Origin of the sequence: Streptococcus mitis (assembly GCF_965111735.1) — a bacterium.
In the GTDB taxonomy this organism is placed as follows: Bacteria; Bacillota; Bacilli; order Lactobacillales; family Streptococcaceae; genus Streptococcus; species Streptococcus mitis_DR.
Window position 1 is genome coordinate 878,501 of the sequence record NZ_OZ217346.1, and the last position, 25,436, is coordinate 903,936.

Consider the following 25,436-nt stretch of genomic DNA (forward strand, 5'->3'; position numbering starts at 1 on the left):
AAAATGGTATAATGGAATGAATTTTGTAAAAGGAAGAGTGTCATGTCAGTAAAAGAAAAAATACTTGAAATTTTAGAAGGGATTGATATCCGTTTTAAAGAACCCTTGCATAGCTATAGTTATACAAAAGTAGGTGGAGAGGCTGATTATCTGGTCTTTCCACGAAATCGTTTTGAGTTGGCTCGCGTTGTCAAATTTGCCAATCAAGAAAATATCCCTTGGATGGTTCTTGGGAATGCCAGCAACATCATCGTTCGTGATGGTGGAATTCGTGGATTTGTCATCTTGTGTGACAAGCTCAATAATGTTTCCGTTGATGGCTATACCATTGAAGCAGAAGCTGGTGCCAACTTGATTGAAACGACACGCATTGCCCTTCGTCATAGTTTGACTGGCTTTGAGTTTGCTTGTGGCATTCCAGGGAGCGTCGGTGGTGCTGTCTTTATGAATGCCGGTGCCTATGGTGGCGAGATTGCCCACATCTTGCAGTCTTGTAAGGTCTTGACCAAGGATGGAGAAATCGAGACCCTGTCTGTCAAGGAATTGGCTTTTGGTTACCGCCATTCAGCCATTCAGGAGTCTGGTGCAATTGTCTTGTCAGCTAAATTTGCCCTAGCCCCAGGAAGCCATCAGGTTATCAAGCAAGAAATGGATCGTTTGACGCATCTACGTGAACTCAAGCAACCTTTAGAATATCCATCTTGTGGTTCGGTCTTTAAGCGTCCAGTAGGGCATTTTGCAGGTCAATTAATTTCAGAAGCTGGCTTGAAAGGCTATCGTATCGGTGGCGTAGAAGTCTCAGAAAAACACGCAGGTTTTATGATTAATGTCGCAGACGGAACGGCCAAAGACTATGAAGACTTGATTGAGTCTGTTATCGAAAAAGTCAAGGAGCACTCTGGCGTCACTCTAGAGAGAGAAGTCCGTATTTTAGGTGAAAGCAAGTAGGAAGCTGTAGTTGAAAAGCTGCTGCTATGTCATGGAAAGGGGGTGAAAGCCTATCGTTAGTGCAGAAGAATGTAGGCAGTTCAATCTCCTACACGAGGTAGTGGCGGCCTGACAGAGCCCTGATCTGTTAATCTATGAAAAAGAAGGAATAAATGACAATTGAAAAAACCAATTATTGAATTCAAAAACGTCTCAAAGGTTTTTGAAGACAGCAACACCAAGGTTCTCAAAGACATCAACTTTGAGTTGGAAGAAGGGAAGTTCTATACTCTTCTAGGCGCATCTGGTTCAGGGAAATCAACCATCCTTAACATCATTGCAGGTTTACTGGATGCTACGACTGGAGATATTTTGCTTGACGGTGTCCGTATCAATGACATCCCAACCAACAAGCGAGACGTTCATACGGTCTTCCAATCCTATGCCTTGTTTCCACATATGAATGTGTTTGAAAATGTTGCTTTTCCGCTCCGCTTGCGCAAGATTGACAAGAAAGAAATCGAGCAACGCGTAGCGGAAGTTCTCAAGATGGTTCAGTTGGAAGGTTACGAAAAACGTTCCATCCGTAAACTCTCTGGAGGACAACGTCAGCGTGTAGCCATTGCCCGTGCCATCATCAACCAACCCCGTGTGGTTTTGTTGGACGAGCCTTTGTCAGCGCTGGACTTAAAATTAAGAACAGACATGCAGTATGAATTGCGTGAACTACAACAACGATTGGGCATTACCTTTGTCTTTGTCACTCACGATCAGGAAGAAGCGCTGGCCATGAGTGACTGGATTTTTGTTATGAATGATGGCGAGATTGTCCAGTCAGGGACACCTGTGGATATCTACGATGAGCCAATTAACCACTTTGTTGCCACCTTTATCGGTGAGTCAAACATCTTGCCAGGTACCATGATCGAGGACTACTTAGTTGAGTTTAATGGCAAACGCTTCGAAGCGGTCGATGGTGGGATGAAGCCAAATGAACCTGTTGAAGTCGTCATTCGTCCAGAAGACTTGCGTATTACCCTTCCTGAAGAAGGCAAGCTCCAAGTTAAGGTCGATACCCAGCTCTTCCGTGGGGTTCACTATGAAATTATCGCCTATGACGAACTTGGGAATGAATGGATGATCCACTCAACCCGTAAGGCCATCGTGGGTGAGGAAATCGGTCTGGACTTTGAACCAGAAGACATCCATATCATGCGTCTCAACGAAACTGAAGAAGAGTTCGATGCTCGTATCGAAGAATACGTAGAAATCGAAGAGCAAGAAGCAGGTCTGATTAACGCTATCGAGGAGGAAAGAGATGAAGAAAACAAGCTCTAAACTCTTTGTAGTGCCCTACATGCTCTGGATTGCCCTCTTTGTATTGGCACCCTTGGTCTTGATTTTCGGACAATCCTTTTTCAATATTGAAGGTCAGTTTAGTTTAGAAAATTATAAGTCTTACTTTGCGTCACAAAACTTGACCTATCTTAAAATGAGTTTCAACTCAGTACTCTATGCAGGGATTGTGACCTTTGTGACCTTGCTTATCAGCTATCCAACAGCCCTCTTTTTGACCCGTCTCAAGCACCGTCAACTCTGGCTTATGCTGATTATCCTCCCAACCTGGATCAATTTGCTCCTTAAAGCCTATGCCTTTATCGGGATTTTTGGTCAAAATGGCTCTATTAACCAATTCTTGGAATTTATCGGAATCGGTTCACAGCAGTTGCTCTTTACCGATTTCTCCTTTATCTTTGTCGCAAGTTACATCGAGCTTCCCTTTATGATTTTGCCGATTTTCAATGTCTTAGATGATATGGATAACAATCTCATCAATGCCAGCTATGACTTGGGTGCGACCAAGTGGGAGACCTTCCGTCATGTCATCTTCCCTCTGTCTATGAATGGTGTGAGAAGTGGAGTTCAGTCGGTCTTTATTCCAAGCTTGAGTCTCTTCATGCTGACTCGTTTGATTGGTGGGAACCGCGTTATCACCTTGGGGACAGCCATTGAGCAGAACTTCCTGACAAATGACAACTACGGTATGGGTTCAACCATCGGTGTAATTCTCATCTTGACCATGTTCATCACCATGTGGGTGACCAAGGAAAGGAGAGAACGATGAAAAAATTTGCCAATCTATATCTGGGACTGGTCTTTCTTGTCCTCTACCTGCCTATCTTTTACTTGATTGGCTATGCCTTTAACGCGGGCAATGACATGAATAGCTTTACAGGCTTTAGCTTGAGCCATTTTAAAACCATGTTTGGCGATGGTCGCCTTATGTTGATTGTGACTCAGACCTTTTTCTTGGCCTTTCTGTCAGCCTTGATAGCGACCATTATCGGGACTTTTGGAGCTATTTACATTTACCAGTCTCGCAAGAGATACCAAGAAGCCTTTCTTTCACTCAATAATATCCTCATGGTTGCGCCTGATGTTATGATTGGTGCCAGCTTCTTGATTCTCTTTACCCAACTCAAGTTTTCACTTGGCTTTTTGACCGTTCTATCTAGTCACGTGGCCTTCTCCATTCCTATCGTGGTCTTGATGGTCTTGCCTCGACTCAAGGAAATGAACGGTGACATGATTCATGCGGCCTATGACTTGGGAGCTAGTCAATTTCAGATGTTCAAGGAAATTATGCTTCCTTACCTGACTCCGTCTATCATTGCAGGTTATTTCATGGCCTTCACTTATTCGCTAGATGACTTTGCTGTGACCTTCTTTGTAACGGGAAATGGCTTTTCAACCCTATCAGTCGAGATTTACTCTCGTGCTCGCAAGGGGATTTCCTTAGAAATCAATGCCCTGTCTGCCCTCGTCTTTCTCTTTAGTATTATCCTAGTTGTTGGATATTACTTTATCTCACGTGAGAAGGAGGAGCAAGCATGAAAAAACTCTATTCATTTTTAGCAGGAATTGTAGCCATTATCCTCGTCTTGTGGGGAATTGCGACGCATTTAGATAGTAAAATCAATAGCCGAGATAGTCAAAAACTGGTTATCTACAACTGGGGGGACTATATAGATCCTGAACTCTTGACTCAGTTCACAGAAGAAACAGGAATCCAAGTCCAGTACGAGACTTTTGACTCCAATGAAGCCATGTATACCAAGATCAAGCAGGGTGGAACGACCTACGATATTGCCATTCCTAGTGAATACATGATTAACAAGATGAAGGACGAAGACCTCTTGGTACCGCTTGATTATTCAAAACTTGAAGGTCTTGAAAATATCGGACCAGAGTTTCTCAACCAGTCCTTTGACCCAGGCAATAAATTCTCTATCCCTTACTTCTGGGGAACCTTAGGAATTGTCTACAATGAAACCATGGTAGATGAGGCTCCTGAGCATTGGGACGACCTCTGGAAACCAGAGTATAAGAACTCTATCATGCTCTTTGATGGGGCGCGTGAGGTATTGGGACTGGGTCTCAACTCCCTCGGCTACAGCCTCAACTCCAAGGATACCCAGCAGTTGGAAGAAACAGTGGATAAGCTCTATAAATTGACTCCAAATATCAAGGCCATCGTTGCCGACGAGATGAAGGGTTACATGATTCAGAATAACGCTGCTATCGGAGTGACCTTCTCTGGTGAAGCCAGCCAAATGCTAGAAAAAAATGAAAACCTACGCTATGTGGTACCGACTGAGGCCAGCAACCTTTGGTTTGACAATATGGTCATTCCAAAAACCGTGAAAAACCAAGATGCCGCCTATGCCTTTATCAATTTTATGTTGAAACCTGAAAATGCTCTCAAAAATGCAGAGTATGTCGGCTATTCAACTCCAAACCTACCAGCTAAGGAACTGCTCCCAGAGGAGAAAAAAGAAGACAAGGCCTTCTATCCAGATGCTGAAACCATGAAACACCTAGAAGTTTACGAGAAATTTAACCATAAATGGACAGGCAAATACAGCGACCTCTTCCTACAATTTAAAATGTATCGGAAGTAGGAGCTAAACGGATGAAAACGAATCAGTCAGCTGGTTCGTTTTTTAGAAAAAATAGAAATCATGGTATAATAGTTTTAGGGTGAGAGTTATTAGTATTGTTTACAGCATCTCTGAAAATTTAATTCCAAAGGAGTTCAAAATGAGTCAGACTACGCAAATGCATATATATATATATATATATATATATAACCTAATAAAAAAATGCAAAAAATATAGATTGAAACCTACTGAAAATCCAGTAGGCTTTTTGCGTTTCTTGGAGGTATCTAATGGCTAAAAAGTTATTAAATATCACTGAGATTGAGGATAGAACCAAGGTTTTAGTAGAGAATCTTAATAAATCGACATTCATTATTGATTTTGTTTCATTGTTTGACATTACTAAAACGACCATAACAAGAGCAAGTAAAGTGGCATCTGATGATTTTATAATAAAAAACAGATTGTATTTTCGTAAAGTTGAAAATCAGCCATTACTTGCTCTGACTGAGATTGATAAAGAGTTGGATGGTCAGGTTCGTAAATCTCGATTTATTATTACAACAGATTTTCAAGAATTATATGCAAAGGATACACAGACAGGACTGACTCTAGCAATTTCTTTTAATGATTTACCAGCCCATTGTGATTTCTTCTTACCTTGGAATGGTATTGAAAAGATTGATTATGATAAGGAAAACCCTGCTGATGTAAAAGCGGCAGAGCGTTTCACCAAACTTTATGATGAACTAATTTCTATCAATCCTGAACTTGCCATTACTGAAACTGACGGTAAATCATTTAATCTATTTTTGATTCGTGTTCTTTTTCTACTATTTGCAGAAGATACAAATATCATCTCCAAGGGAGCTTTCACAAATGTTATTAAGATGAGGACATCTGAAGATGGTTCTGACTTGAATGAGTGTGTTAGAAAACTATTTACTGTTTTAGATATGCCTGAATTTAGTCGTCAGGATTTGGAGTCGTGGTTATCAGATTTTCCCTATGTAAATGGTAAGCTTTTTTCAGAGCCACATCATGACCTTATTTTCAATAAAAGAACTCGTCAATTACTCATTGAAGCAGGGGAATTGCTAAACTGGAATGAAATCAATCCAGATATTTTGGGCTCCATGATTCAAACCGTGGCAAATGCAGAAGCAAGATCAACATCGGGTATGCACTATACTAGCGTGCCCAATATTATGAAGGTCATCAAACCACTGTTTTTAGATAATTTACGAGCAGCATTTACGGAATTAGAAGAACGAGCTGACTACTATATAGGAGGTGGTGACTTTAGCGAGGAACATCGTCGCAAGGAATTGCGACAAATCTTACCTAAGTTAGAAGAGTTGCTCACTCGTATGGCCTCTATCAAGTTTTTAGACCCTGCTTGTGGTTCTGGAAATTTCCTCATCATTACTTATAAAGAACTTCGTCGTTTAGAAATTAATATCTTAATCAAACAGCGTGAAATTCGTGAATCCTTAAATGAAAAAGCTGTTTATCAAGGAGAATTGATTGCTGATGCATCTAAGATTTCTCTATCCCAATTTTCAGGAATTGAATTGGATGATTTCGCTCATGAAGTAGCAAGGTTATCCTTGTATATAGCGGAACACCAGATGAATGTGGAGATGGAAGAAGCACTTGCTGATGTCCATCCAAGGCTACTCCCCTTAAGAGAAGCTGGGAATATCGTTTGTGGGAATGCCCTAAGAATTGACTGGACAACTGTTTTGAATGCTAAGGCAGATGATGAAGTTTATATATTTGGGAATCCGCCGTATATAGGCTCTAAAAAAATGACCTTGGAACAAAAGAAGGAACTAGAAAATGTGATTTGTTCAGAAATTTCTTCTAAAAAATTAGATTATATTTCGGGATGGTTTTATAAGGCAACTCACCTTATTTATGGTAAAAATGCTCAATATGCTTTTGTAACAACAAATTCAATAAATCAAGGTGAGCAAGTTTCAATTTTGTGGAGTGTTCTTCTACAATATGGCCAAATTTCCTTTGCATATCAATCGTTTAAATGGAATAATAGCGCGGCCCATAATGCAGGGGTTACAGTTACTATCATTGGATTTTCAAATAAAAATGATAAGAAAAGAATTATATATAGTGATAAGGGAGAGAGTTATGGAAAGAATATAAATCCCTATCTAGCTTTTGCAGATGATATTATTGTATCTAATCACAATGATTCAGAGAAGTTAAATAATTTTCCAAAAATAGTCTTTGGGAATATGCCAAGAAGTAAATATCTAATACTGACAAATGATGATAAAAATCAATTAGTTCAAAGATATCCTGAAACTGAAGTGTATTTTAAAAAGTATATTGGAGCAGATGAGTATATCAATGGAAATTTTAGATATACTATTTGGATTGATCAAGATGAATATACTAAATTAGATAAGATCCAGGAATTCCATCAATTATTTGAAAATGTAAGGCAAGAACGCCTGAATTCTAAGGCTGCTGGAACAAGAGAAACTGCATCCACACCATGGAAATTTGTTCAACGTGGTGAATGGGATGATATGTTTTCTAAGGGGAAAATAGAAGGGAAGTTTCAACTGTTAGTTCCTGCTGTTACTTCAGAAGATAGAGATTATATACCAATGGGATTTGTGGGAGACGATACAATTATTTCAAATCGTTGCTATATTGTGTATGATACTCCAATTTGGCTACTTGGATGTCTTGTTTCTAAAATGCATATAAAATGGTTTCAAGCGATCGGTGGGAAATTAGAAACTCGATATAGTTATTCAGCTGGACTGGTTTATAATACATTCCCAATCCCAGAACTTTCAGATAGTCGGAAAAATATGCTTGAAGAAGCTGTTTTTGAAATGCTAGATGTTCGAGAAGAAGAAGGTGGAACCTTGGCTGAATTGTACGGTGGAGCCAATAAACCGATGAACGAACGTCTTCGTCAAGCACATGAAAAAATTGATGGTATCGTAGAACGTGCCTACCAGCAAAAGCCTTTTGAATCAGATGAAGAAAGGCTCAGTGTCTTATTGAACCTGTATAAAGAAATGACAGAAAAGGAAGCGAAATGACCTCAAATATATTTGAAATTAATTACAATGGTACAGGTGCTAGTCAATCAAATAATGCACTTGGTATGCGTGAAATGCAGGAGCGGGTATATGCTAAGAGAACTTCTCAACACTTATTGATTAAGGCGCCTCCTGCATCTGGTAAGTCGAGAGCTTTGATGTTTATTGCTCTTGATAAATTACATGCTCAAGGTCTGAAAAAAGCTATTATAGCTGTTCCAGAAAGATCTATTGGAAAATCGTTTCGTTCAACAAAATTGACAGATTATGGTTTTTACTGGGATTGGGAAGTTCTTCCCAAAAATAATTTGACTGAACAAGGGAGCAGTAAAAGTAAGGTAAAACAGTTTGTAGACTTTATGCATTCAGAGTCTCCTGATGATAGAGCTTTAATCTGTACGCATGCCACCTTGCGTTTTGCCTTTGAACAGCTAGCTGATAGTGATTTTAATGATGTTCTTCTAGCTATCGATGAATTTCATCATGTATCTCAAGATGATAATTCAGTTTTAGGAAATGCCTTAAGAAACATATTAGCCAATTCAACAGCCCATGTAGTAGCTATGACAGGGTCTTATTTCCGTGGAGATTCTGTACCCATTTTGGCACCTGAAGATGAGCAAAAATTTGATAAGGTATCCTATACTTATTATGAACAGTTGGAGGGGTACAAATATCTGAAAAGTTTTGCCATGGGTTATAACTTTTATCGTGGTCGTTACACAGATGCCTTGCACGAAGTACTGGACACGAGTAAGAAAACTATCATTCATATTCCCAATGTAAACTCAGGTGAATCAACCAAGGATAAGTATGATGAAGTTGACCGAATTTTAGATGAACTAGGGCAAGCAGTTCCAGATCCTAAGACTGGATTATGGTTAGTTACTGAGGAAACAGGTCGTGTATTGAAAGTTGCAGACCTTGTCACAGAAGAAGGACGTGAAAAAGTACAGGATTACCTAAACAAAATGACCAGTTTAGATGATCTCGATATCATTATCGCACTTGGTATGGCTAAAGAAGGTTTTGACTGGCCTTATGCTGAGTATGCTTTGACGATTGGCTATCGTCAGTCGCTAACAGAAATTGTTCAGATTATAGGTCGAGTAACACGCGATAGTTCCAATAAGTCACACGCTCAATTTACCAATCTCATTTCTCAACCAGATGCTCAAGATGATGAAGTTTTCTTTGCTGTGAATAATGTTATGAAGGCCATTACAGCTAGTCTATTGATGGAGTCTGTTTTAGCGCCAAATTTCAAGTTCAAACGAAAAGACCGAGAAGACCAGAAATCTTCTGGTGCCGAAATATTCGTTAAAGGCTTAAAAGAGCCTAGTACACAGAGAACAAAGGATATCATAGAAAATGATTTGAATGACTTACGTGCTAGTATATTGCAAGAACCGCGTATCCAAACTGCAATTGCTGCGGGAACGGATGCAGAAGTCATTAATAAGCAGATGATTCCAGCCATCATTAAACAAATCTATCCTGACTTAAGTGGGGCTGAAGTTGAAGAAGTTCGTCAACAGTTTATTAGTCAATCGGTAGTTCAATCAGCTGAACGGAAAGAGGGAGTAGGGCAAACAGACTTTCTAAAAATGGCAGATAAATTTGTGAATATTGATGAGTTATCTATTGATTTAATTGATCAGATTAATCCTTTCCAGAGAGCTTACGAAGTTATATCACGTGAAATTGATGCTCCGACTCTGCGTCTAATACAAGACTATATGGATGGTCAGAAGATGGAGTTTTCTGAAGAAGAACTGTTAATTCTTTATCCTCAAATTAAGCAATTTTTAAATGAAAATGGTCGTCATCCAGATAAATCAAGTCACGATAAGTACGAACAGAGACTTGCGTATGCTTTGTTACAATTGTCTCAGATGAAGCTGAAGATGGAGAGCGGTAATGAATGATTTCAAAAACTTAAATGACATTTTTAATGATTCTGATTTTGAACATTTAATAGCTCCTTTAAAACCTATGAAAAAAATAGTTATAGATCACGAAGTGGAGAAATTTTTAGAAATCATAGATTGGGTGAGAGAAAATAATGGGCAAGAGCCACAAAAGTCTAGAAATATTAAAGAACGCAGTTTATTTTCTCGATTGAATGGTATTAGAAAATCTCCTGATAGCATCCGAAAGTTAGAACCTTATGATGAATTTGGGCTACTAAAAATAGATATAGTTGAGTCCGAGCCCCCTATTTCAAGTCCTGCTAGTTTAACAGATATTTTATCAGATGAATTGTTTGAGTCAGTGAATAGTGCTGAGAAATCTTTATTTGATGTCTCACGTTATAAACGAACGATTCAAGCGCGGGATAAAACACGAACACGTAAACGGATGGGAAATTTTGAAGATTATCAGGGATTATTTACTCGTGTTCATGATGAAATTAGTGAAGGTCGTCGTCAAGTCAGAAAGTCTGATGTGATAAAAGAAAAAGAAATTAAACCTGATATGTTCTATGTGGATAATGGAGTAATGGTTTATGTTGTTTCTAAAGGAGAAGACTTCACTGATAAGAATGGTTATACTAATGCTGAACTTCATCTCGTATATGAAAATGGTACAGAAAATAAGAAGGCCTTACTCCGCTCTTTTGTATCTAATCTGCACGATAGAACGCGCCATGGACGAATGGTAACAGAATTGATAGAAGATGTGATGACTGGTATCAGTCCAAGCGAACGAATTACAACTGGATATATCTATGTAGTAAAATCCTTGAGTAGCCATCCTCAAATTGCCAACATCCGTAATCTCTATAAAATCGGTTTTACACAGGATCGAATTGAAAAACGGTTAGCAAATGCAGAAAGAGAAGGAACCTATCTTTATGCTCCTGTCCGTTTAGTAGCTAGTTTTGAGGTTCAAAATTTCAGCGCTCGAAAATTAGAAACGACTCTTCATCATTATTTTGCAGACAAGCAGTTAGATATGGAATTAATAGCACCAAATGGAGAGAGCTTTGTCCCTAAAGAATGGTTTCTAGTATCGCTAGATGAGATCCAAGAAGTGATTGAAAAAGTTAGCTTAATGATCTAGTGGGATAAGGGAGTATTTTTCCCCCTTTGGATTTAAGAAAACACAAAACAGAAAGAAAAGGAATATACTAACATGGAAAACAATAATACAAATTATAAAATCTTTAAATTCTTGGGAATTGCTGTGGTGCTGTTTTATGCTTTTATCTTTATTGGTAGTAGTTTTTCTACTGCTGGGGTAAAAGATGCACCACAAATTGAGTATAAAAGCGACTATATGAACCAGAAAGTGGAACTGAAAGACGCTGAGGTATTGGGCAAGTTTTGGAATGATGAAGGGCACTATCTCGTAGTGTATGACGAAGACACAAAATCCCCAAAATTGTTCAAGATAAGCTACTCTGAGTGGAATCTTATCAGTATAGGGGGTACATACTAAACAGCGCTGGAGGGCTATGCTAGATAGAAAGGTTTTAGAAATAAATTAAATATTACTACTTACATTTCGAAACTAGTAGTTAAATTTTTAAAAGGTCTTCACTCCTACCTCACTACTATTAGTTAAGATGATTTCCAGTTGACGCAAGCTTAAAAAAACGATATAATAAGAAAGTTGAGATTTGATTTTCAGTTGTCTTAGTCCAGAGAAATGGCGGTGCTGCGAGCCATCTAAGCTAGAAAGTCATGCTACTCAATCATACAATTGCATAAGAATAAGAGAATGACAAGTTCATTGAATGAAGGTGGTACCGCGGTTTTTCGCCCTTCGTGATATGAGCTTGTCTTTTAATTTTTGGAGGTGTTGATGAAAACATTTCTTGTCAAACAAAAGTTTCGTCTTGGAGGCGAACGCTTCGCTATCAAGGATGACAGGGGAGAAATCGCCTATCAGGTAGAGGGATCATTTTTTTAAGATTCCCAAAACTTTTACCATCTATGATGCGACTGGTGAACAAGTTAGTCAGATCAGTAAAGAAATCTTGACCTTGCTTCCTCGTTTTGAGATTCAGCTTTGGGATGGCTCGAGTTTTGTCATTCGTAAGAAGTTGACCTTCTGGCGAGATAAGTATGAGTTTGATAATCTGGGGCTTCGTATCGAGGGCAATATCTGGGATTTGAATTTCAAATTGCTGGATGATCGCGATCAGCTGATTGCGGAAATTAAGAAGGAACTCTTCCATCTGACCTCTACCTATAACGTAACGGTCCTTGAGGACGCTTATGCAGACCTAGTCATTTCCCTCTGTGTCGCGATTGACTATGTGGAGATGCTGGAAAGCCAATCACATTAAACAAGTAAATAAGGAGACAATATGAAACAACTATCTAGTGCACAAGTACGCCAAATGTGGCTTGACTTCTGGGCAACCAAAGGTCACTCTGTAGAACCATCAGTGAGTTTGGTTCCTGTAAATGACCCAACACTTTTGTGGATCAACTCTGGTGTAGCAACTCTTAAGAAATACTTTGATGGGACTATTATCCCAGAGAATCCACGTATTACCAATGCGCAAAAGGCGATCCGTACCAATGACATCGAGAACGTAGGGAAGACTGCACGTCACCATACTATGTTTGAAATGTTGGGGAACTTCTCTATCGGTGATTACTTCCGAGACGAAGCGATCACTTGGGCTTATGAGCTTTTGACAAGCCCTGAATGGTTTGACTTCCCAGCTGAGAAACTTTACATGACTTACTATCCAGATGATAAAGATTCTTACAACCGTTGGATTGAAGTGGGAGTGGACCCAAGCCACTTAATTCCAATCGAAGATAACTTCTGGGAAATCGGTGCTGGGCCTTCTGGACCTGATACAGAAATTTTCTTTGACCGAGGAGAAGCTTTTGACCCAGAAAATATAGGTCTTCGCCTTCTTGCAGAAGATATCGAAAACGACCGTTACATTGAAATCTGGAACATCGTTTTGTCACAATTTAACGCAGATCCTGCTGTTCCTCGTAGCGAATACAAGGAATTGCCACACAAGAACATTGATACGGGCGCTGGTTTGGAGCGTTTGGTGGCCGTTATCCAAGGGGCTAAGACCAACTTTGAAACGGACCTCTTCATGCCAATCATTCGTGAAGTGGAGAAATTGTCTGGTAAGGTTTATGACCAAGATGGCGACAACATGAGCTTTAAGGTCATCGCAGACCACATCCGTTCCCTTTCATTTGCCATCGGTGATGGTGCCCTTCCAGGAAATGAAGGTCGTGGTTATGTCCTTCGTCGTCTTCTCCGTCGTGCTTCTATGCATGGTCAAAAATTGGGAATCAACGAGCCTTTCCTTTACAAACTCGTTCCAACTGTTGGAAAAATTATGGAAAGCTACTATCCAGAAGTGCTTGAAAAACGTGACTTTATTGAGAAAATCGTTAAGAGTGAAGAAGAGTCATTTGCCCGTACCCTTCACTCAGGTCAACACTTTGCCCAAGGCATCGTAGCTGACTTGAAAGAAAAAGGTCAATCTGTTATCGCTGGTTCAGATGTCTTCAAACTTTATGACACTTATGGATTCCCAGTTGAATTGACTGAGGAAATCGCTGAAGAAGCTGGTATGACTGTAGACCGTGAAGGTTTTGAAGCAGCCATGAAAGAACAGCAAGAGCGTGCGCGTGCGTCAGCTGTCAAGGGTGGCTCAATGGGTATGCAAAATGAAACCCTTCAAAACATCACTGTAGAAAGTGTCTTCAACTACAATGCTAGCCAATTGTCTTCTAAATTGGTGGCTATCGTGGCTGACAATGCAGAAGTAGAAGCTGTATCAGAAGGAACTGCCTCACTTATCTTTGCGGAAACGCCATTCTATGCTGAAATGGGTGGACAGGTCGCTGACCACGGACAAATCTTGGATGAGTCAGGTAAGGTTGTGGCTACTGTGACAAATGTTCAAAAAGCACCAAACGGACAAGCTCTTCATATAGTTGAAGTCCTTGCACCACTTACCTTGAACCAAGAATATACCTTGGCAATCGATACTAATCGTCGTCACCGTGTTATGAAAAACCACACTGCGACTCACTTGCTTCACGCTGCCCTTCATAATATCCTTGGAAACCACGCAACACAAGCAGGATCTCTTAACGAAGTTGAATTCCTTCGCTTTGACTTTACACACTTCCAAGCAGTAACTGCAGAAGAATTGCGTGCGATTGAACAGCAAGTCAACGAAAAAATCTGGGAAGCTCTTGAAGTGAAGACAGTTAAAACGGATATTGACACTGCTAAAGAAATGGGTGCTATGGCCCTCTTTGGTGAGAAATACGGTAAAGAAGTCCGTGTTGTTACTATTGGTGACTACTCTATCGAGCTTTGTGGTGGTACTCACGTTGGTAACACTTCTGAGATTGGCCTCTTCAAGATTGTCAAAGAAGAAGGTATCGGATCAGGAACTCGCCGTATCTTGGCAGTGACTGGTAAGGAAGCCTTTGAAGCCTACCGTGAACAAGAGGACGCTCTTAAAGCTGTCGCAGCAACCTTGAAAGCACCTCAACTTAAAGAAGTACCTCACAAGGTAGAAGGACTTCAAGAACAACTTCGTCAATTGCAAAAAGAAAATGCTGAGTTGAAAGAAAAAGCCACAGCTGCAGCCGCAGGCGATATCTTCAAGGATGTGAAGGAAGTCAATGGTCACCGTTACATTGCTAGCCAAGTATCTGTATCTGATGCTGGTGCCCTTCGTACTTTTGCGGATAACTGGAAACAAAAAGACTACTCTGATCTTCTTGTCCTAGTTGCCGCTATTGGTGATAAAGTCAATGTCCTTGTAGCAAGCAAGACAAAAGACCTTCATGCAGGAAACCTTGTCAAAGAATTAGCACCAATCGTCGATGGACGTGGTGGTGGTAAACCAGACATGGCCATGGCAGGAGGAAGCAACCAAGCTAAGATCCAAGAATTGTTGGATGCAGTAGCAGGTAAATTGTAAGAAAATAAAGATCTATCCATTTGGGTAGGTCTTTTTGTGAATAGAAAAAAGCCAAATCCGTTTGGACCTGGCTTAATTATTATGAACTATTAGATTGTATTGGCTGCCCAGACACTTACCGAAGCAGCTGAGACTGGAAATTGTCCATAACCTTCCTCATCAATTGTAATTTGACCTTGGTGGTTTTCAAGTAAATCTACAAAGGTTTGGTTAGCCCATTCTTGGCCGACAAACATTGATTTGCTGTTTTCTTGGTCATTTGAAATCAAGACTGCGATTGGGGATTGATGTTCAGCACCTGAACGTACCCAACCGATACAGTTAGCATCATCAAAGTAGTCATTTTGTTCTCCATAGGCCAAATCTTTTCGGATGGCTAGGAGGCGGTCAAGGACTTCTTTGAAATCTTGTTGAGCATACTGCCCTGAAATCCCATAGTAGTCTCCGTAAAAGACACATGGAAGGCCGTCTTGGCGTAATAGAATGAGAGTATAGGCTGCTGGTTTGAACCATTCTTCAACAGTAGACTCAAGAGCCTGACCACGTTGGGTATCGTGGTTGTCGACAAAGGTTACAGCCTTGTCAGGTTTGAGTTCAACCAAGCTATCTGTGAAAATACCACGAAGGTCATAGTTTGCGCCAGCTTGACTGGCTTCAAAGAGATTCTGGTGGAGACGAACATCAACAAGGTCAAAGCGTTCTTCCGTTTTTTCAAGATAGTCCAGATTGGCTTCCTTATCAGGATTCCAAAATTCACCAAAAACATAGAAATCCTCACCGTATTTTTCCTTCATATCACGGATGAAATTGCTCATGAAGAAAGAGTCAATGTGTTTAACGGCATCCAAGCGGAAACCAGCTACACCAGTCGTTTCCATGAACCAGTCAGCCCAGTCATAGATATTTTGGATGACTTCAGGATGTTTAAAGTCTAGGTCGGCATACATGAGGTAGTCGTAGTTACCATTTTCGTTATCGACCAATTCCTCATTTGCCCAACCCTTGTTGTCTCCTTGAATCAGATAAATCCCAGATTTACGGCGTTTAGCATCGTAGTCTGTACCGGTGAAGTGGTACCAATGCCAGTGGAAATCATTGTAGGTATCTTGGCGACCATCGAATGTAAAACTAGTCCAGCCATTGATGGTGAAGGGTTCCCCAAGTTCAACTGTACGGTCTACAGGATCCACTTCGATAACTTGAAAGGCTTCCATGTGATCAGCAGCAGCCTTGTGATTGAGCACCACATCGGCCATAGGTTGAATTCCCTGTGCTTTTAGAACTTGAATGGCTTGAAGATAGTCTTCTTTAAAACCATACTTGGTGCGGACAGTTCCTTTTTGGTTAAACTCTCCTAAGTCGAATAAGTCATAGACCCCATAACCTACATCTTTTTCATTGGTAGCCTTGAAAGCTGGTGGCATCCAGACGTGGCTGATACCGAGATGAGCTAGGTGTGGAGCATCTTCAGCTAGACGCGTCCAGTGCTGGCCGTCGTGGGGCAGATACCATTCAAAGTATTGCATGAGTGTTTGATTTTGCATGATGTTTCCTCTTACTTGTCAATCTTGTTCTTTATTCTATCATAAAGTATCGGTTAGCTCAAACGTTTGCGTAAAACTGAATAATAAGTTTTTGACTATTTTATATAAAATGTTGATTTTTAAAATGAAAGCGCTATAATTATAGTAAATTACATAGATAAAGAGAGGAGATTTCTCATGATTGAATTTCAAAATGTTAGTAAGTTGTATGGTGATAAAGAGGCCTTGAGCAATCTCAATCTGCAGATTGAAAATGGGGAGATTATGGGCTTGATTGGCCATAATGGGGCTGGAAAATCAACCACTATAAAATCCTTAGTTAGTATTATTTCACCCAGCAGTGGTCGTATTTTGGTAGATGGTCAGGATTTATCGGAAAATCGCTTGGCTATCAAACGAAAGATTGGCTACGTAGCAGACTCGCCTGACTTATTTTTACGCTTAACGGCCAATGAATTTTGGGAATTAATCGCCTCCTCTTATGATCTGACTAGCTCTGACTTGGAGGCTAGTCTAGCTAGGCTATTGAAAATTTTTGATTTTGCTGAAAATCGCTATCAGGTCATTGAAACTTTTTCTCACGGAATGCGTCAGAAAGTCTTTGTCATCGGGGCACTCTTGTCTGATCCTGATATTTGGGTCTTGGACGAACCCTTGACTGGTTTGGATCCCCAGGCTGCCTTTGATTTGAAGCAGATGATGAAGGAACATGCACAAAAAGGCAAGACGGTCTTATTTTCAACCCATGTTCTAGAGGTGGCCGAGCAAGTCTGTGATCGGATTGCCATTTTGAAAAAGGGGCATTTGATTTATTGTGGTAGCGTGGAGGACTTGAGAAAAGACCACCCAGACCAGTCTTTGGAAAGTATCTACCTTAGCCTTGCTGGTAGAAAAGAGGAGGTTTCAGATGCGTCTCAAGGTCATTAAAAAATTAGTTGATATCAATATTCTATATTCATCTCAAGAAGCTAATCTGGCTAACCTACGAAAGAAGCAGGCTAAGAATCCTGGGAAAAAAGTAAATGTTTCCGCTAGAGTCCTAAGTTCTTACATTTTTTCTAGTCTCTTGGTGCTCATCGCTTTTAGTAATATAGCCATTCATTTTCCTTTTGAGGAAAACCCCATTTATTTGTACTGACCCCACAAAGTTGGACAAATAATTATTGAAAGGATTTAGTTCTGTATTGCACAGGGCTAAGTCCTTTTAGTTTGACTTTGATTCGTTTATTGTTGTAGTAATCAATATAGTCTACAATAGCTTGTTCAAGGTCTTCTAAAGACCTAAAGTGCTTCTCGTAACCATAAAACATTTCCGATTTCAAAATGCCAAAGAAGGACTCCATCATACCATTGTCTGGGCTGTTGCCCTTGCGTGACATGGATGCTTGAATTCCCTTACTCTCTAGGAATCGATGATAAGAATCGTGTTGGTATTGCCAGCCTTGATCGCTATGGAGAATGGTATGCTCGTAGTGTTTCTCTGTAAAGGCCTGGTTTAACATAGCTTTCACTTGTTCTAAGTTTGGTGAAGTTGAAAGGTTATAGGCGATAATTTCGCTATTAAAGCCATCTAAAACAGGCGATAAATAGAGTTTCTGTGTGCTATTTGGAATGGCAAATTCTGTCACATCGGTATAGCACTTTTCCATTGGCCTTGATGCTTCAAACTGACGTTGAATGAGATTCTCTGCTTTCTTGCCAATCTCTCCTCGATAGGAAGAATACTTTCGTTTCCGACGAATTCGAGCTGTTAAACCAAGGACTTTCATCAGACGTTGGACCTTTTTATGATTCACCACAAAACCGCGATTTCTTAGTTCAAGAGTAACTCTACGATAGCCATAATTTCCTTTATGGTCATTATAAATGGCCTGAATTTCGGTTTTAAGCTCTTTATCTTTGTCAAGTCCATCTAGTTCCTTCAACTGATAGTAGTAAGTTGAGCGAGGTAAACGAGCCACTTCAAGAAGTAAATCTAGTCGAAATCCTCCTGAAGCCATTTCTCTAACTGTCTCTGCCTTTCTCGCTCTAAGGCTTCGTCCCTTTCCTCTAACTCTTTTAACTTTTTTAGGTAGGCCACCTCGGTACGTAGACGTTCATTCTCCTCCTGAAGTCGCTCTAATTCTGTCATTTCTTCCCAAGTTTTCTTTCGTTTACGTCCCATTTTAGCTGGTCTCCCTCTTGTTTTCTCAACAATAGTATACCCGTTTTTCTTGTATTGCGCCAGCCAATTTTTCAACAGCGAACGATCAGGCAAAGCATAATCCAAAGCTACACTTCTTTGTGAACGACCTTCCAGCAGAACTTTATCGATTATTTCTTGTTTTAATTCTGGGGAATAGTAACGATTCTTCCCTTTTTTGACGATTTCTATTCCATAACGGTCAATCAATGTCACCATGTATTTTAGACCAGAAACATCCACACCAAATCTTTTCGAAAGCTGTTTGAATCTTTGACCTTGCTTTCTAAATTCATAGATCTGAACTTTATCACCATAAGTTAATTTCATAGTAAAAACACCCCAAAAGTTAGATTTTTTTCTGTCTAACTTTTGGGGTGCAGTTCAATTTTAGTGGAATGATTTCTTTTTTACTGCTGCTTGTCTTTTCAACTTCTTTAACAGCTTTTTACAATGTCTTTTATGAGAGTAAGGACTTGGCATCGTATAGGCCCTATGCTTTTAAAGAATCAGAGATTATAATTGCCAAAGGTCTGTCTGTCCTCTTGCCAGCTCTAGCTGGAATTATACCAATCCTGGCTTATTTTCTAGTCCTCTACATTAGGCTAGCCCCTTCTCTGTGGCTGGGTTTGCCTTTGATGCTGCTGTCCTTGGTCTTATTATTTGTCTCTTTGGCTTTAGTGATGATAGTGGCAGTGCATTTCTTGGCTCAAACTGCGCTTTTTAGAAAGTATCAGTCTATTTTTGCGAATGTGATGATTGGGATAGGGGTTCTCATACCTTTATTATTTGTCTTCTTTGTCCAGTCCACTTCTAGAGGTATAGGTAATCAGACTAAAGAAATTCCACTTCTTCTTTATCCTATTCATCTCTTTTACAAAATAGCAGTGGAGCCTTTTTCAACAGAAGCCATCCTGGGTCTGCTCGCTTGGATAATTCTAACTGTTTTCTTGCTTTACCTGAGCAAAAAGAAAGTTCTTCCTCATTTTTATGACGTGATCCTACTTAACAGTGAGGAGAAGGTCATAAAAGAACGACGCAGTAAGGAGAGGATTTCAACTACTAAAAAGGGCTTTTTCCGTATGGTTTTGCGCTATAACCTCTCTCTCTTGGGACAGGGGACTGGCGTGATTACTGTGCTTTTTACAAGTGCTTTTCTTCCTTATCTCATGATGATCGGTCTGATTTCCAACCTCCGAGATTATCAGATAGTTCCAGAAATTCATCCTCCATACTGGTTACCTTTGTTTTTTGTAGGAGTGTTTATAGCAGTTGTTAATAACAATATCACCAGCCTTCCTTCAATTGCCTTGTCCTTAGAGAGGGAAAATGTTGATTTTCTTAAGAGTTTACCCTTTGACTTTGCTCGTTATGTGAAAGTGAAATTTTGGATTATATTTGCTGTCCAGTCCTTTTTACCAGTTCTGACTTTACTTGGTCTTTCTCTATATTTAGGCTTGCCCATCCTTTCGATGATTTACCTTCTTGTAGTATGGACCCTTGCCAGTGTCATCCTTTCTTGCCACCACTACTTTAAGGATGTGAAAAATCTGTCAACCAATTGGAGTAGCATTACGGACTTGGTGAACCGTTCAAATCGTATAGTAGCAATGGTTTTACTCTTAATTTATGGTTTGATCTTGTTGATTTCAGTTATTGTGAGTTCATTCTTGGTTCAGTCTCTCTCCCCTATCCTTGCCATTAGCTTGGGAGTAGGAGCTCTTATCCTCTTGCTTGCTCTTGCTATTTTGGGCTATCATTACTACCTGTCACGGATATTGGCAGAAATAGAAAAAAGATGAGCTAGTTGATCGCTTGCTTGATAAATTTTTAAAAAGAAATGCTCCTCCACGATGGAAGAGCATCTTTTATTGTGATTTTGATTCGGTTTCTGCCGACTCTGGATGGAGTTCTTGGTAACTTGGAGCTTTGAAAAGGTCAGTACTGGTTTTACCTTGTCGTTGGCTAAAGAGACTGGTTGATTGACTTCCTTTTTCCTGCTCAATCTTTTGAAGAATTGGTAATGAATTGAGGTAAGAAATACTTTCTGTATCAACTTTTCCAAGATGATCTGCTTGGTAGAAACGTATCAAATCACCAGTTTGAATTTGGTCGCTGATTTTTAGCTGTTGGCTGGCTGCCTGCCGAACGATTTCTAGTTCAGTCTGAGCTTGTTCATCAAGATTACTGATTTCAAGACCGCTCTCAGTATAGTAGGTTCGTCCGTCGTAGCTGGTATATTTGGGTGTGACGAAGGAATTAGCAGTCCGAAAGGCAACGATTTCTTGATGGTCTGGTGATAGGAGGTCTTGCCCAACCTGAAGGAAGGAATTGGACTCAATACCAAGGAGGTGTTCGAGAGTTGGTAAGATATCGATTTGTCCACCGTAGGTATTGATGATTTGTCCTTTTTCATAGCCAGGCATGACCACCATAAAAGGCACTCGTTGCAACATGGCATTGTCGTAATTCGACCAGTTCTCAGAAGTCTTGCCAATCAAGGGAGCGAGGTCAGGATTGCGGGAGTTAGAAATTCCATAATGGTCTCCGTAGATGACGATGATGGATTTTTCATAGAGGCCGCTTTCTTTGAGATAGTCAAAGAAGGCCTTGATAGCACTATCCAGATAGTTAGCCGTTTGGAAGTAGCCGTTGATTGTTTCATCTTTGGTTTTAGCCAAGGGGAAACCAAGCTCATCGCCTGTCAGATTGCTAGCATAAGGATAGTGATTGGACACCGTGATATACTTGGCATAAAAAGGCTGCTGCAAGTGCTCTAGATATTGAATAGAATCTTTCATCATGATTTTATCATTTAAACCATATTGGAAAGAATTGCTACTGTCTTGCTTGGTAAAATAGGAAGCATCAAAGAAGTATTGGTAGCCCCATTGTTTATAGGTCGTATTTCGATTCCAGAAGGTCCCGATATTACCGTGAAAGACAGCACTTGATTGGTAGCCATTTTTTGATAGGATAAAAGGCGCAGCCTGCTGGGTATTGGTACCTCCATAGTTGACCATGAAAGAACCTTGGTCAAGTCCAAACAAGCCGGTCTCTAGCATGGTTTCCGCATCTGAGGTTTTACCAGCCTTGACTTGGTTAAAGATATTCGAAAAGGCTAGGGTTGATTGCGAATGGTAGAGGGAATTAAGGAAGGGAGTGACTTCATGATCAGTTCCATCTATGTTGAGTTTATAGTCAAGTAGGAACTGCTGAAAACTCTCCAAGTGGAGATAAATCACATTTTTCCCTTTGGCAAGGCCAAAATAGTCTGGATTGGGCTTAGCAGAATGTTCTTGAATATAATCTGTAATAGGTTGCAGGTCGGTCTCAGAAGCCTTAGCACGTTCCTTGTTTGCGCTGTATGATTGGTTGGCACTATAACCTAAAAAGGCTGGCAAACTAAGGGCACGGACAACATAATAATTAGAAAATCCTCGCGACAGGAGATCGGGACGCTCAATCTCAGCCAAGAAAAGGTTAGCTGAAAAGAGCAGGGCCGAGAGAGCAGTGATGGCAACACTGGAGCGGAATTTGAAAAGTCTCCTATCCAATTGGATGAATTTTTTATAGAAAAGGAAAGCCAGCAGTGGGAAATCCATAAAATAGATGAAATCCCAAAAGCGCAGTAACTCTAGTTCCGCAGTACCAACAGATACCTTGCTGACCACCTTCATGGTATTGGCCGTGATAAAGTCACTAAATTCTCGATAGTAAAAAATATTAGAATAAAGCCAAATGAACAAAAGGCTATAAATAGCTATACTCAGGCCATAAAAGATCTTGGTTGACCGAGCATAGAGGGCTAGAGCCAGCAGGAGGAGTCCCAAAGGAATGGGATTGAAAAAGGCGATAAAGGCAAGGTAATTTCCCTGCAATTTGCCTACTTGAATATCTAAATTGAAGTCAACGGTATAGGCTAATAAGGTTTTGAGCCAATAGAGGATTAAAAGGGTTAGGACAAAACCCAGTCTGGTACCGATGGCTTTTTGGATTTTGTTAAAATTGATTCTCACACAATTACTTCCTAAGTTTTTATTAGTATTAGTATACCATTTTTTAAAACTAGAGTAAAAAAGCAAGGGTAGTTTCTTTTTTGAGAATTGTCACAAAATTTGCTATAATAGGGACTATGAATAAAATAAGAGTCAGCAAAAGGGTTGAAAAAAAGCTTTCAAAGGGACTAGTTTTACTAGAAGCCAGTGATCTTGCAGATGTTCATCTCAAGGATCAGGAAGTAGAAGTTCATAGTCAAGATGGAAACTTTCTTGGTACTGCCTACCTTTCTCAGCAAAACAAGGGCTTGGGCTGGTTTGTTAGCACAGACAAGGTGACCTTCAATCAAGCTTTCTTTGAAGCACTGTTTAGACAAGCTAAAGAAAAGAGAAAAGCCTACTATCAAGACGAATTGACAACTGCCTTTCGTCTCTTCAACCAAGAGGGAGATGGCTTTGGTGGTATGACAGTGGACCTTTATGGCGACTATGCTGTCTTTTCTTGGTATAACTCTTATGTTTATCAGATTCGCAAGGTTATCTCAGAAGCTTTTAGACAGGTTTTTCCTGAGGTGTTAGGAGCATATGAAAAGATCCGTTTTAAGGGTTTGGACTATGAATCTGCCCATGTTTATGGTCAAGAAGCACCTGACTTTTTCACTGTTCTGGAAAATGGTGTTCTGTATCAAGTCTTTATGAACGATGGCTTGATGACAGGGATTTTCCTAGATCAGCATGAAGTTCGCGGTAGTTTAGTGGATGGGTTGGCTATGGGTAAATCCTTGCTCAATATGTTTTCCTACACAGCAGCCTTTTCAGTAGCTGCGGCCATGGGAGGAGCAAGCCAGACTACTTCGGTTGACCTAGCTAAACGTTCACGAGAATTGTCTCAAGCGCATTTTCAGGCAAATGCAATCAGCACAGACGACCATCGTTTTATAGTCATGGATGTCTTTGAGTATTTCAAGTATGCCAAGCGAAAAGGCTTGACCTATGATGTGATTGTCCTAGATCCGCCTAGCTTTGCTCGGAACAAAAAACAAACATTTTCTGTGGCTAAGGATTATCACAAGTTGATATCCCAGAGTCTTGAGATTTTAAATCCGGAAGGGATTATCATTGCCAGTACCAATGCTGCCAATGTTTCCCGCCAGAAATTTATAGAACAAATTGATAAAGGCTTTGCAGGAAGAAGTTACCAGATTTTAAACAAATACGGTCTTCCAGCAGATTTCGCCTATAATAAAAAAGATGAAAGTAGTAATTACCTCAAGGTGATTAGTATGAAGGTTAGTAAATGAAATTAATCGTTTCAGTAATGCCAAGAAGTTTAGAGGAGGCCCAGGCTCTGGATGCCACGAGGTACCTGGATGCCGACATCATTGAATGGCGTGCCGACTATCTGCCTAAGGAAGCGATTTTGCAGGTGGCTCCAGCGATTTTTGAAAAATTCGCAGGTCGTGAGTTGGTTTTCACGCTACGAACTCGCTCTGAGGGGGGAGAAATCGACCTTTCTCCAGAAGAATATATCCATCTAATCAAGGAAGTGGCGCAACTCTATCAACCAGACTATATTGATTTTGAGTACTACAGCTACAAGGATGTTTTTGAGGAAATGCTGGACTTCCCAAATCTTGTTTTGAGTTACCACAATTTCCAAGAAACACCTGAAAATATGATGGAAATCTTGTCAGAGTTGACGAGCTTAAATCCAAAACTTGTCAAGGTTGCAGTGATGGCTCACACAGAGCAGGATGTCTTAGACTTGATGAACTATACACGAGGCTTTAAAACCCTCAATCCTGAACAGGAGTATGTGACCATTTCTATGGGCAAGGTGGGCAAAGTTTCTCGTATCACTGCGGATGTGACTGGTTCTAGCTGGTCCTTTGCTAGTTTAGATGAGGCCAGTGCCCCAGGTCAGATTTCTCTAGCTAACATGAAAAAAATTCGGGAGATTTTGGATGAAGCTTGATGGCTATACACGTTTAGCTGCCGTTGTTGCCAATCCTATTAAGCACTCTATTTCCCCCTTTATTCACAATAGGGCCTTTGAGGCGACAGCTACCAACGGTGCTTATGTGGCTTGGGAGATTGAAGCGGGTGATTTGTCAGAAACAGTGGCTAATATTCGTCGCTACCAGATGTTTGGCATCAATCTCTCCATGCCTTACAAGGAGCAGGTGATTCCTTATTTGGATGAGCTGAGCGATGAAGCGCGCTTGATTGGTGCGGTTAATACGGTTGTCAATGAGAATGGCAATTTAATTGGATATAATACAGATGGCAAGGGATTTTTTAAGAGCTTGCCTTCTTTTACAATTTCAGGTAAGAAGATGACCTTGCTGGGTGCTGGTGGTGCGGCCAAGTCCATTTTGGGGCAAGCTATTTTGGATGGCGTCAGTCAGATTTCGGTCTTTGTTCGTTCAGTTTCTATGGAAAAAACAAGACCTTACCTGACCAAGTTACAGGAACAGACAGGCTTTAAAGTGGACTTGTATGCTTTAGAAGATGTTCCTGAACTGCAAGCAAGGATTGCTGAGTCGGATTTACTTGTCAATGCGACCAGTGTGGGCATGGATGGTCAATCATCTCCAGTTCCTGAAAACATTGTCCTATCAGAAACTCTTTTAGTAGCAGATATCATTTACCAACCCTTTGAAACACCATTTTTGAAATGGGCTAGGAGGCAGGGTAATCCAGCGGTCAATGGTCTGGGAATGTTGCTCTATCAAGCTGCAGAAGCATTTCAACTGTGGACAGGCAAGGAAATGCCAACGGAAGAGATTTGGCAGTCCTTAACAGAAAAATACCAATAAAGAAA

17 protein-coding genes and 3 pseudogenes are annotated in these 25,436 nt (G+C 40.3%); 17 read left to right on the forward strand and 3 right to left on the reverse strand.

Annotation, left to right across the window (positions count from 1 at the left end; translation table 11 throughout):
* Nucleotides 1–42 precede the first annotated feature (42 nt).
* From murB to alaS, 11 genes and pseudogenes are all read left to right on the forward strand, one after another.
* A complete protein-coding gene (murB, locus tag ACLV7W_RS04305; protein ID WP_411865495.1) occupies nucleotides 43–948 on the forward strand; it encodes a UDP-N-acetylmuramate dehydrogenase in 906 nt (301 codons plus the stop codon).
* A 159-nt stretch (nucleotides 949–1,107) separates the two neighbouring features.
* The gene (locus ACLV7W_RS04310; RefSeq protein WP_000742900.1) at nucleotides 1,108–2,265 is read left to right on the forward strand and encodes an ABC transporter ATP-binding protein; all 1,158 of its coding nucleotides are present in this window, start codon (nucleotides 1,108–1,110) and stop codon (nucleotides 2,263–2,265) included.
* Entirely contained in the window at nucleotides 2,246–3,052 is an 807-nt protein-coding gene (locus ACLV7W_RS04315) for an ABC transporter permease (RefSeq protein WP_000753801.1), read from the forward strand. The genes ACLV7W_RS04310 and ACLV7W_RS04315 overlap by 20 nt, the downstream gene beginning before the upstream one ends.
* Nucleotides 3,049–3,822: an ABC transporter permease gene (locus ACLV7W_RS04320; protein WP_261053139.1), complete on the forward strand. Its 774-nt coding sequence runs from the start codon at nucleotides 3,049–3,051 to the stop codon at nucleotides 3,820–3,822. The genes ACLV7W_RS04315 and ACLV7W_RS04320 overlap by 4 nt, the downstream gene beginning before the upstream one ends.
* Entirely contained in the window at nucleotides 3,819–4,889 is a 1,071-nt protein-coding gene (locus ACLV7W_RS04325) for an ABC transporter substrate-binding protein (protein WP_023946326.1), read from the forward strand. The genes ACLV7W_RS04320 and ACLV7W_RS04325 overlap by 4 nt, the downstream gene beginning before the upstream one ends.
* Before the next feature lie 269 nt (nucleotides 4,890–5,158).
* Nucleotides 5,159–7,951 (forward strand): class I SAM-dependent DNA methyltransferase, encoded by a 2,793-nt coding sequence (locus ACLV7W_RS04330; protein ID WP_001085249.1) that lies wholly within the window; start codon nucleotides 5,159–5,161, stop codon nucleotides 7,949–7,951.
* Nucleotides 7,948–9,879, forward strand: coding sequence for a DEAD/DEAH box helicase (locus ACLV7W_RS04335; RefSeq protein WP_000203249.1), 1,932 nt, complete (start codon nucleotides 7,948–7,950; stop codon nucleotides 9,877–9,879). The genes ACLV7W_RS04330 and ACLV7W_RS04335 overlap by 4 nt, the downstream gene beginning before the upstream one ends.
* The gene (locus ACLV7W_RS04340) at nucleotides 9,872–11,017 is read left to right on the forward strand and encodes a GIY-YIG nuclease family protein (RefSeq protein ID WP_000997679.1); all 1,146 of its coding nucleotides are present in this window, start codon (nucleotides 9,872–9,874) and stop codon (nucleotides 11,015–11,017) included. Before ACLV7W_RS04335 ends, ACLV7W_RS04340 begins: the two co-directional genes overlap by 8 nt.
* A gap of 72 nt (nucleotides 11,018–11,089) precedes the next feature.
* Nucleotides 11,090–11,395: a hypothetical protein gene (locus ACLV7W_RS04345; protein WP_000429946.1), complete on the forward strand. Its 306-nt coding sequence runs from the start codon at nucleotides 11,090–11,092 to the stop codon at nucleotides 11,393–11,395.
* 366 nt (nucleotides 11,396–11,761) lie between these two features.
* Nucleotides 11,762–12,248, forward strand: a pseudogene (locus ACLV7W_RS04350) (LURP-one-related/scramblase family protein).
* 21 nt (nucleotides 12,249–12,269) lie between these two features.
* Complete coding sequence (gene alaS / locus ACLV7W_RS04355; protein ID WP_049502178.1) at nucleotides 12,270–14,888, forward strand: alanine--tRNA ligase; 2,619 nt, start codon at nucleotides 12,270–12,272, stop codon at nucleotides 14,886–14,888.
* An 89-nt stretch (nucleotides 14,889–14,977) separates the two neighbouring features.
* On the opposite strand, the gene ACLV7W_RS04360 is transcribed toward alaS, so the two are convergent.
* Nucleotides 14,978–16,432, reverse strand: a complete 1,455-nt coding sequence (locus ACLV7W_RS04360; RefSeq protein ID WP_411865496.1) for an alpha-amylase — start codon at nucleotides 16,430–16,432, stop codon at nucleotides 14,978–14,980.
* Between the two features lie 177 nt (nucleotides 16,433–16,609).
* Here ACLV7W_RS04360 and ACLV7W_RS04365 point away from each other — a divergent pair, with 177 nt between their 5' ends.
* Both ACLV7W_RS04365 and ACLV7W_RS04370 read left to right on the forward strand, forming a co-directional pair.
* Nucleotides 16,610–17,359 (forward strand): ABC transporter ATP-binding protein, encoded by a 750-nt coding sequence (locus tag ACLV7W_RS04365; protein ID WP_033684913.1) that lies wholly within the window; start codon nucleotides 16,610–16,612, stop codon nucleotides 17,357–17,359.
* A pseudogene (locus ACLV7W_RS04370) lies at nucleotides 17,340–17,561 on the forward strand (hypothetical protein); the annotation flags it as partial. The gene ACLV7W_RS04365 and the pseudogene ACLV7W_RS04370, both read left to right, overlap by 20 nt.
* Nucleotides 17,562–17,592: 31 nt before the next feature.
* On the opposite strand, the gene ACLV7W_RS04375 reads toward ACLV7W_RS04370, so the two are convergent.
* A protein-coding gene (locus ACLV7W_RS04375) for an IS3 family transposase (RefSeq protein WP_142358424.1) occupies nucleotides 17,593–18,944 on the reverse strand; the annotation gives its coding sequence in 2 pieces (ribosomal slippage) (nucleotides 17,593–18,503 and nucleotides 18,503–18,944; 1,353 coding nt in all).
* A 59-nt stretch (nucleotides 18,945–19,003) separates the two neighbouring features.
* Here ACLV7W_RS04375 and ACLV7W_RS04380 point away from each other — a divergent pair.
* Nucleotides 19,004–20,416 (forward strand): annotated as a pseudogene (locus tag ACLV7W_RS04380) (hypothetical protein); the annotation flags it as partial.
* Nucleotides 20,417–20,482: 66 nt separating this feature from the next.
* Here ACLV7W_RS04380 and ACLV7W_RS04385 read toward each other — a convergent pair.
* Nucleotides 20,483–22,633, reverse strand: coding sequence for an LTA synthase family protein (locus ACLV7W_RS04385; RefSeq protein ID WP_411865497.1), 2,151 nt, complete (start codon nucleotides 22,631–22,633; stop codon nucleotides 20,483–20,485).
* Between the two features lie 116 nt (nucleotides 22,634–22,749).
* Between ACLV7W_RS04385 and ACLV7W_RS04390 the strand changes: the two genes are divergently transcribed.
* The 3 genes from ACLV7W_RS04390 to ACLV7W_RS04400 are packed head-to-tail and all read left to right on the forward strand — an operon-like array spanning nucleotide 22,750 to nucleotide 25,431.
* Nucleotides 22,750–23,913: a class I SAM-dependent rRNA methyltransferase gene (locus ACLV7W_RS04390; protein ID WP_084950323.1), complete on the forward strand. Its 1,164-nt coding sequence runs from the start codon at nucleotides 22,750–22,752 to the stop codon at nucleotides 23,911–23,913.
* Nucleotides 23,910–24,587, forward strand: a complete 678-nt coding sequence (gene aroD / locus ACLV7W_RS04395; RefSeq protein ID WP_000767765.1) for a type I 3-dehydroquinate dehydratase — start codon at nucleotides 23,910–23,912, stop codon at nucleotides 24,585–24,587. Before ACLV7W_RS04390 ends, aroD begins: the two co-directional genes overlap by 4 nt.
* Complete coding sequence (locus tag ACLV7W_RS04400) at nucleotides 24,577–25,431, forward strand: shikimate dehydrogenase (protein ID WP_411865498.1); 855 nt, start codon at nucleotides 24,577–24,579, stop codon at nucleotides 25,429–25,431. Before aroD ends, ACLV7W_RS04400 begins: the two co-directional genes overlap by 11 nt.
* Nucleotides 25,432–25,436: the final 5 nt, after the last annotated feature.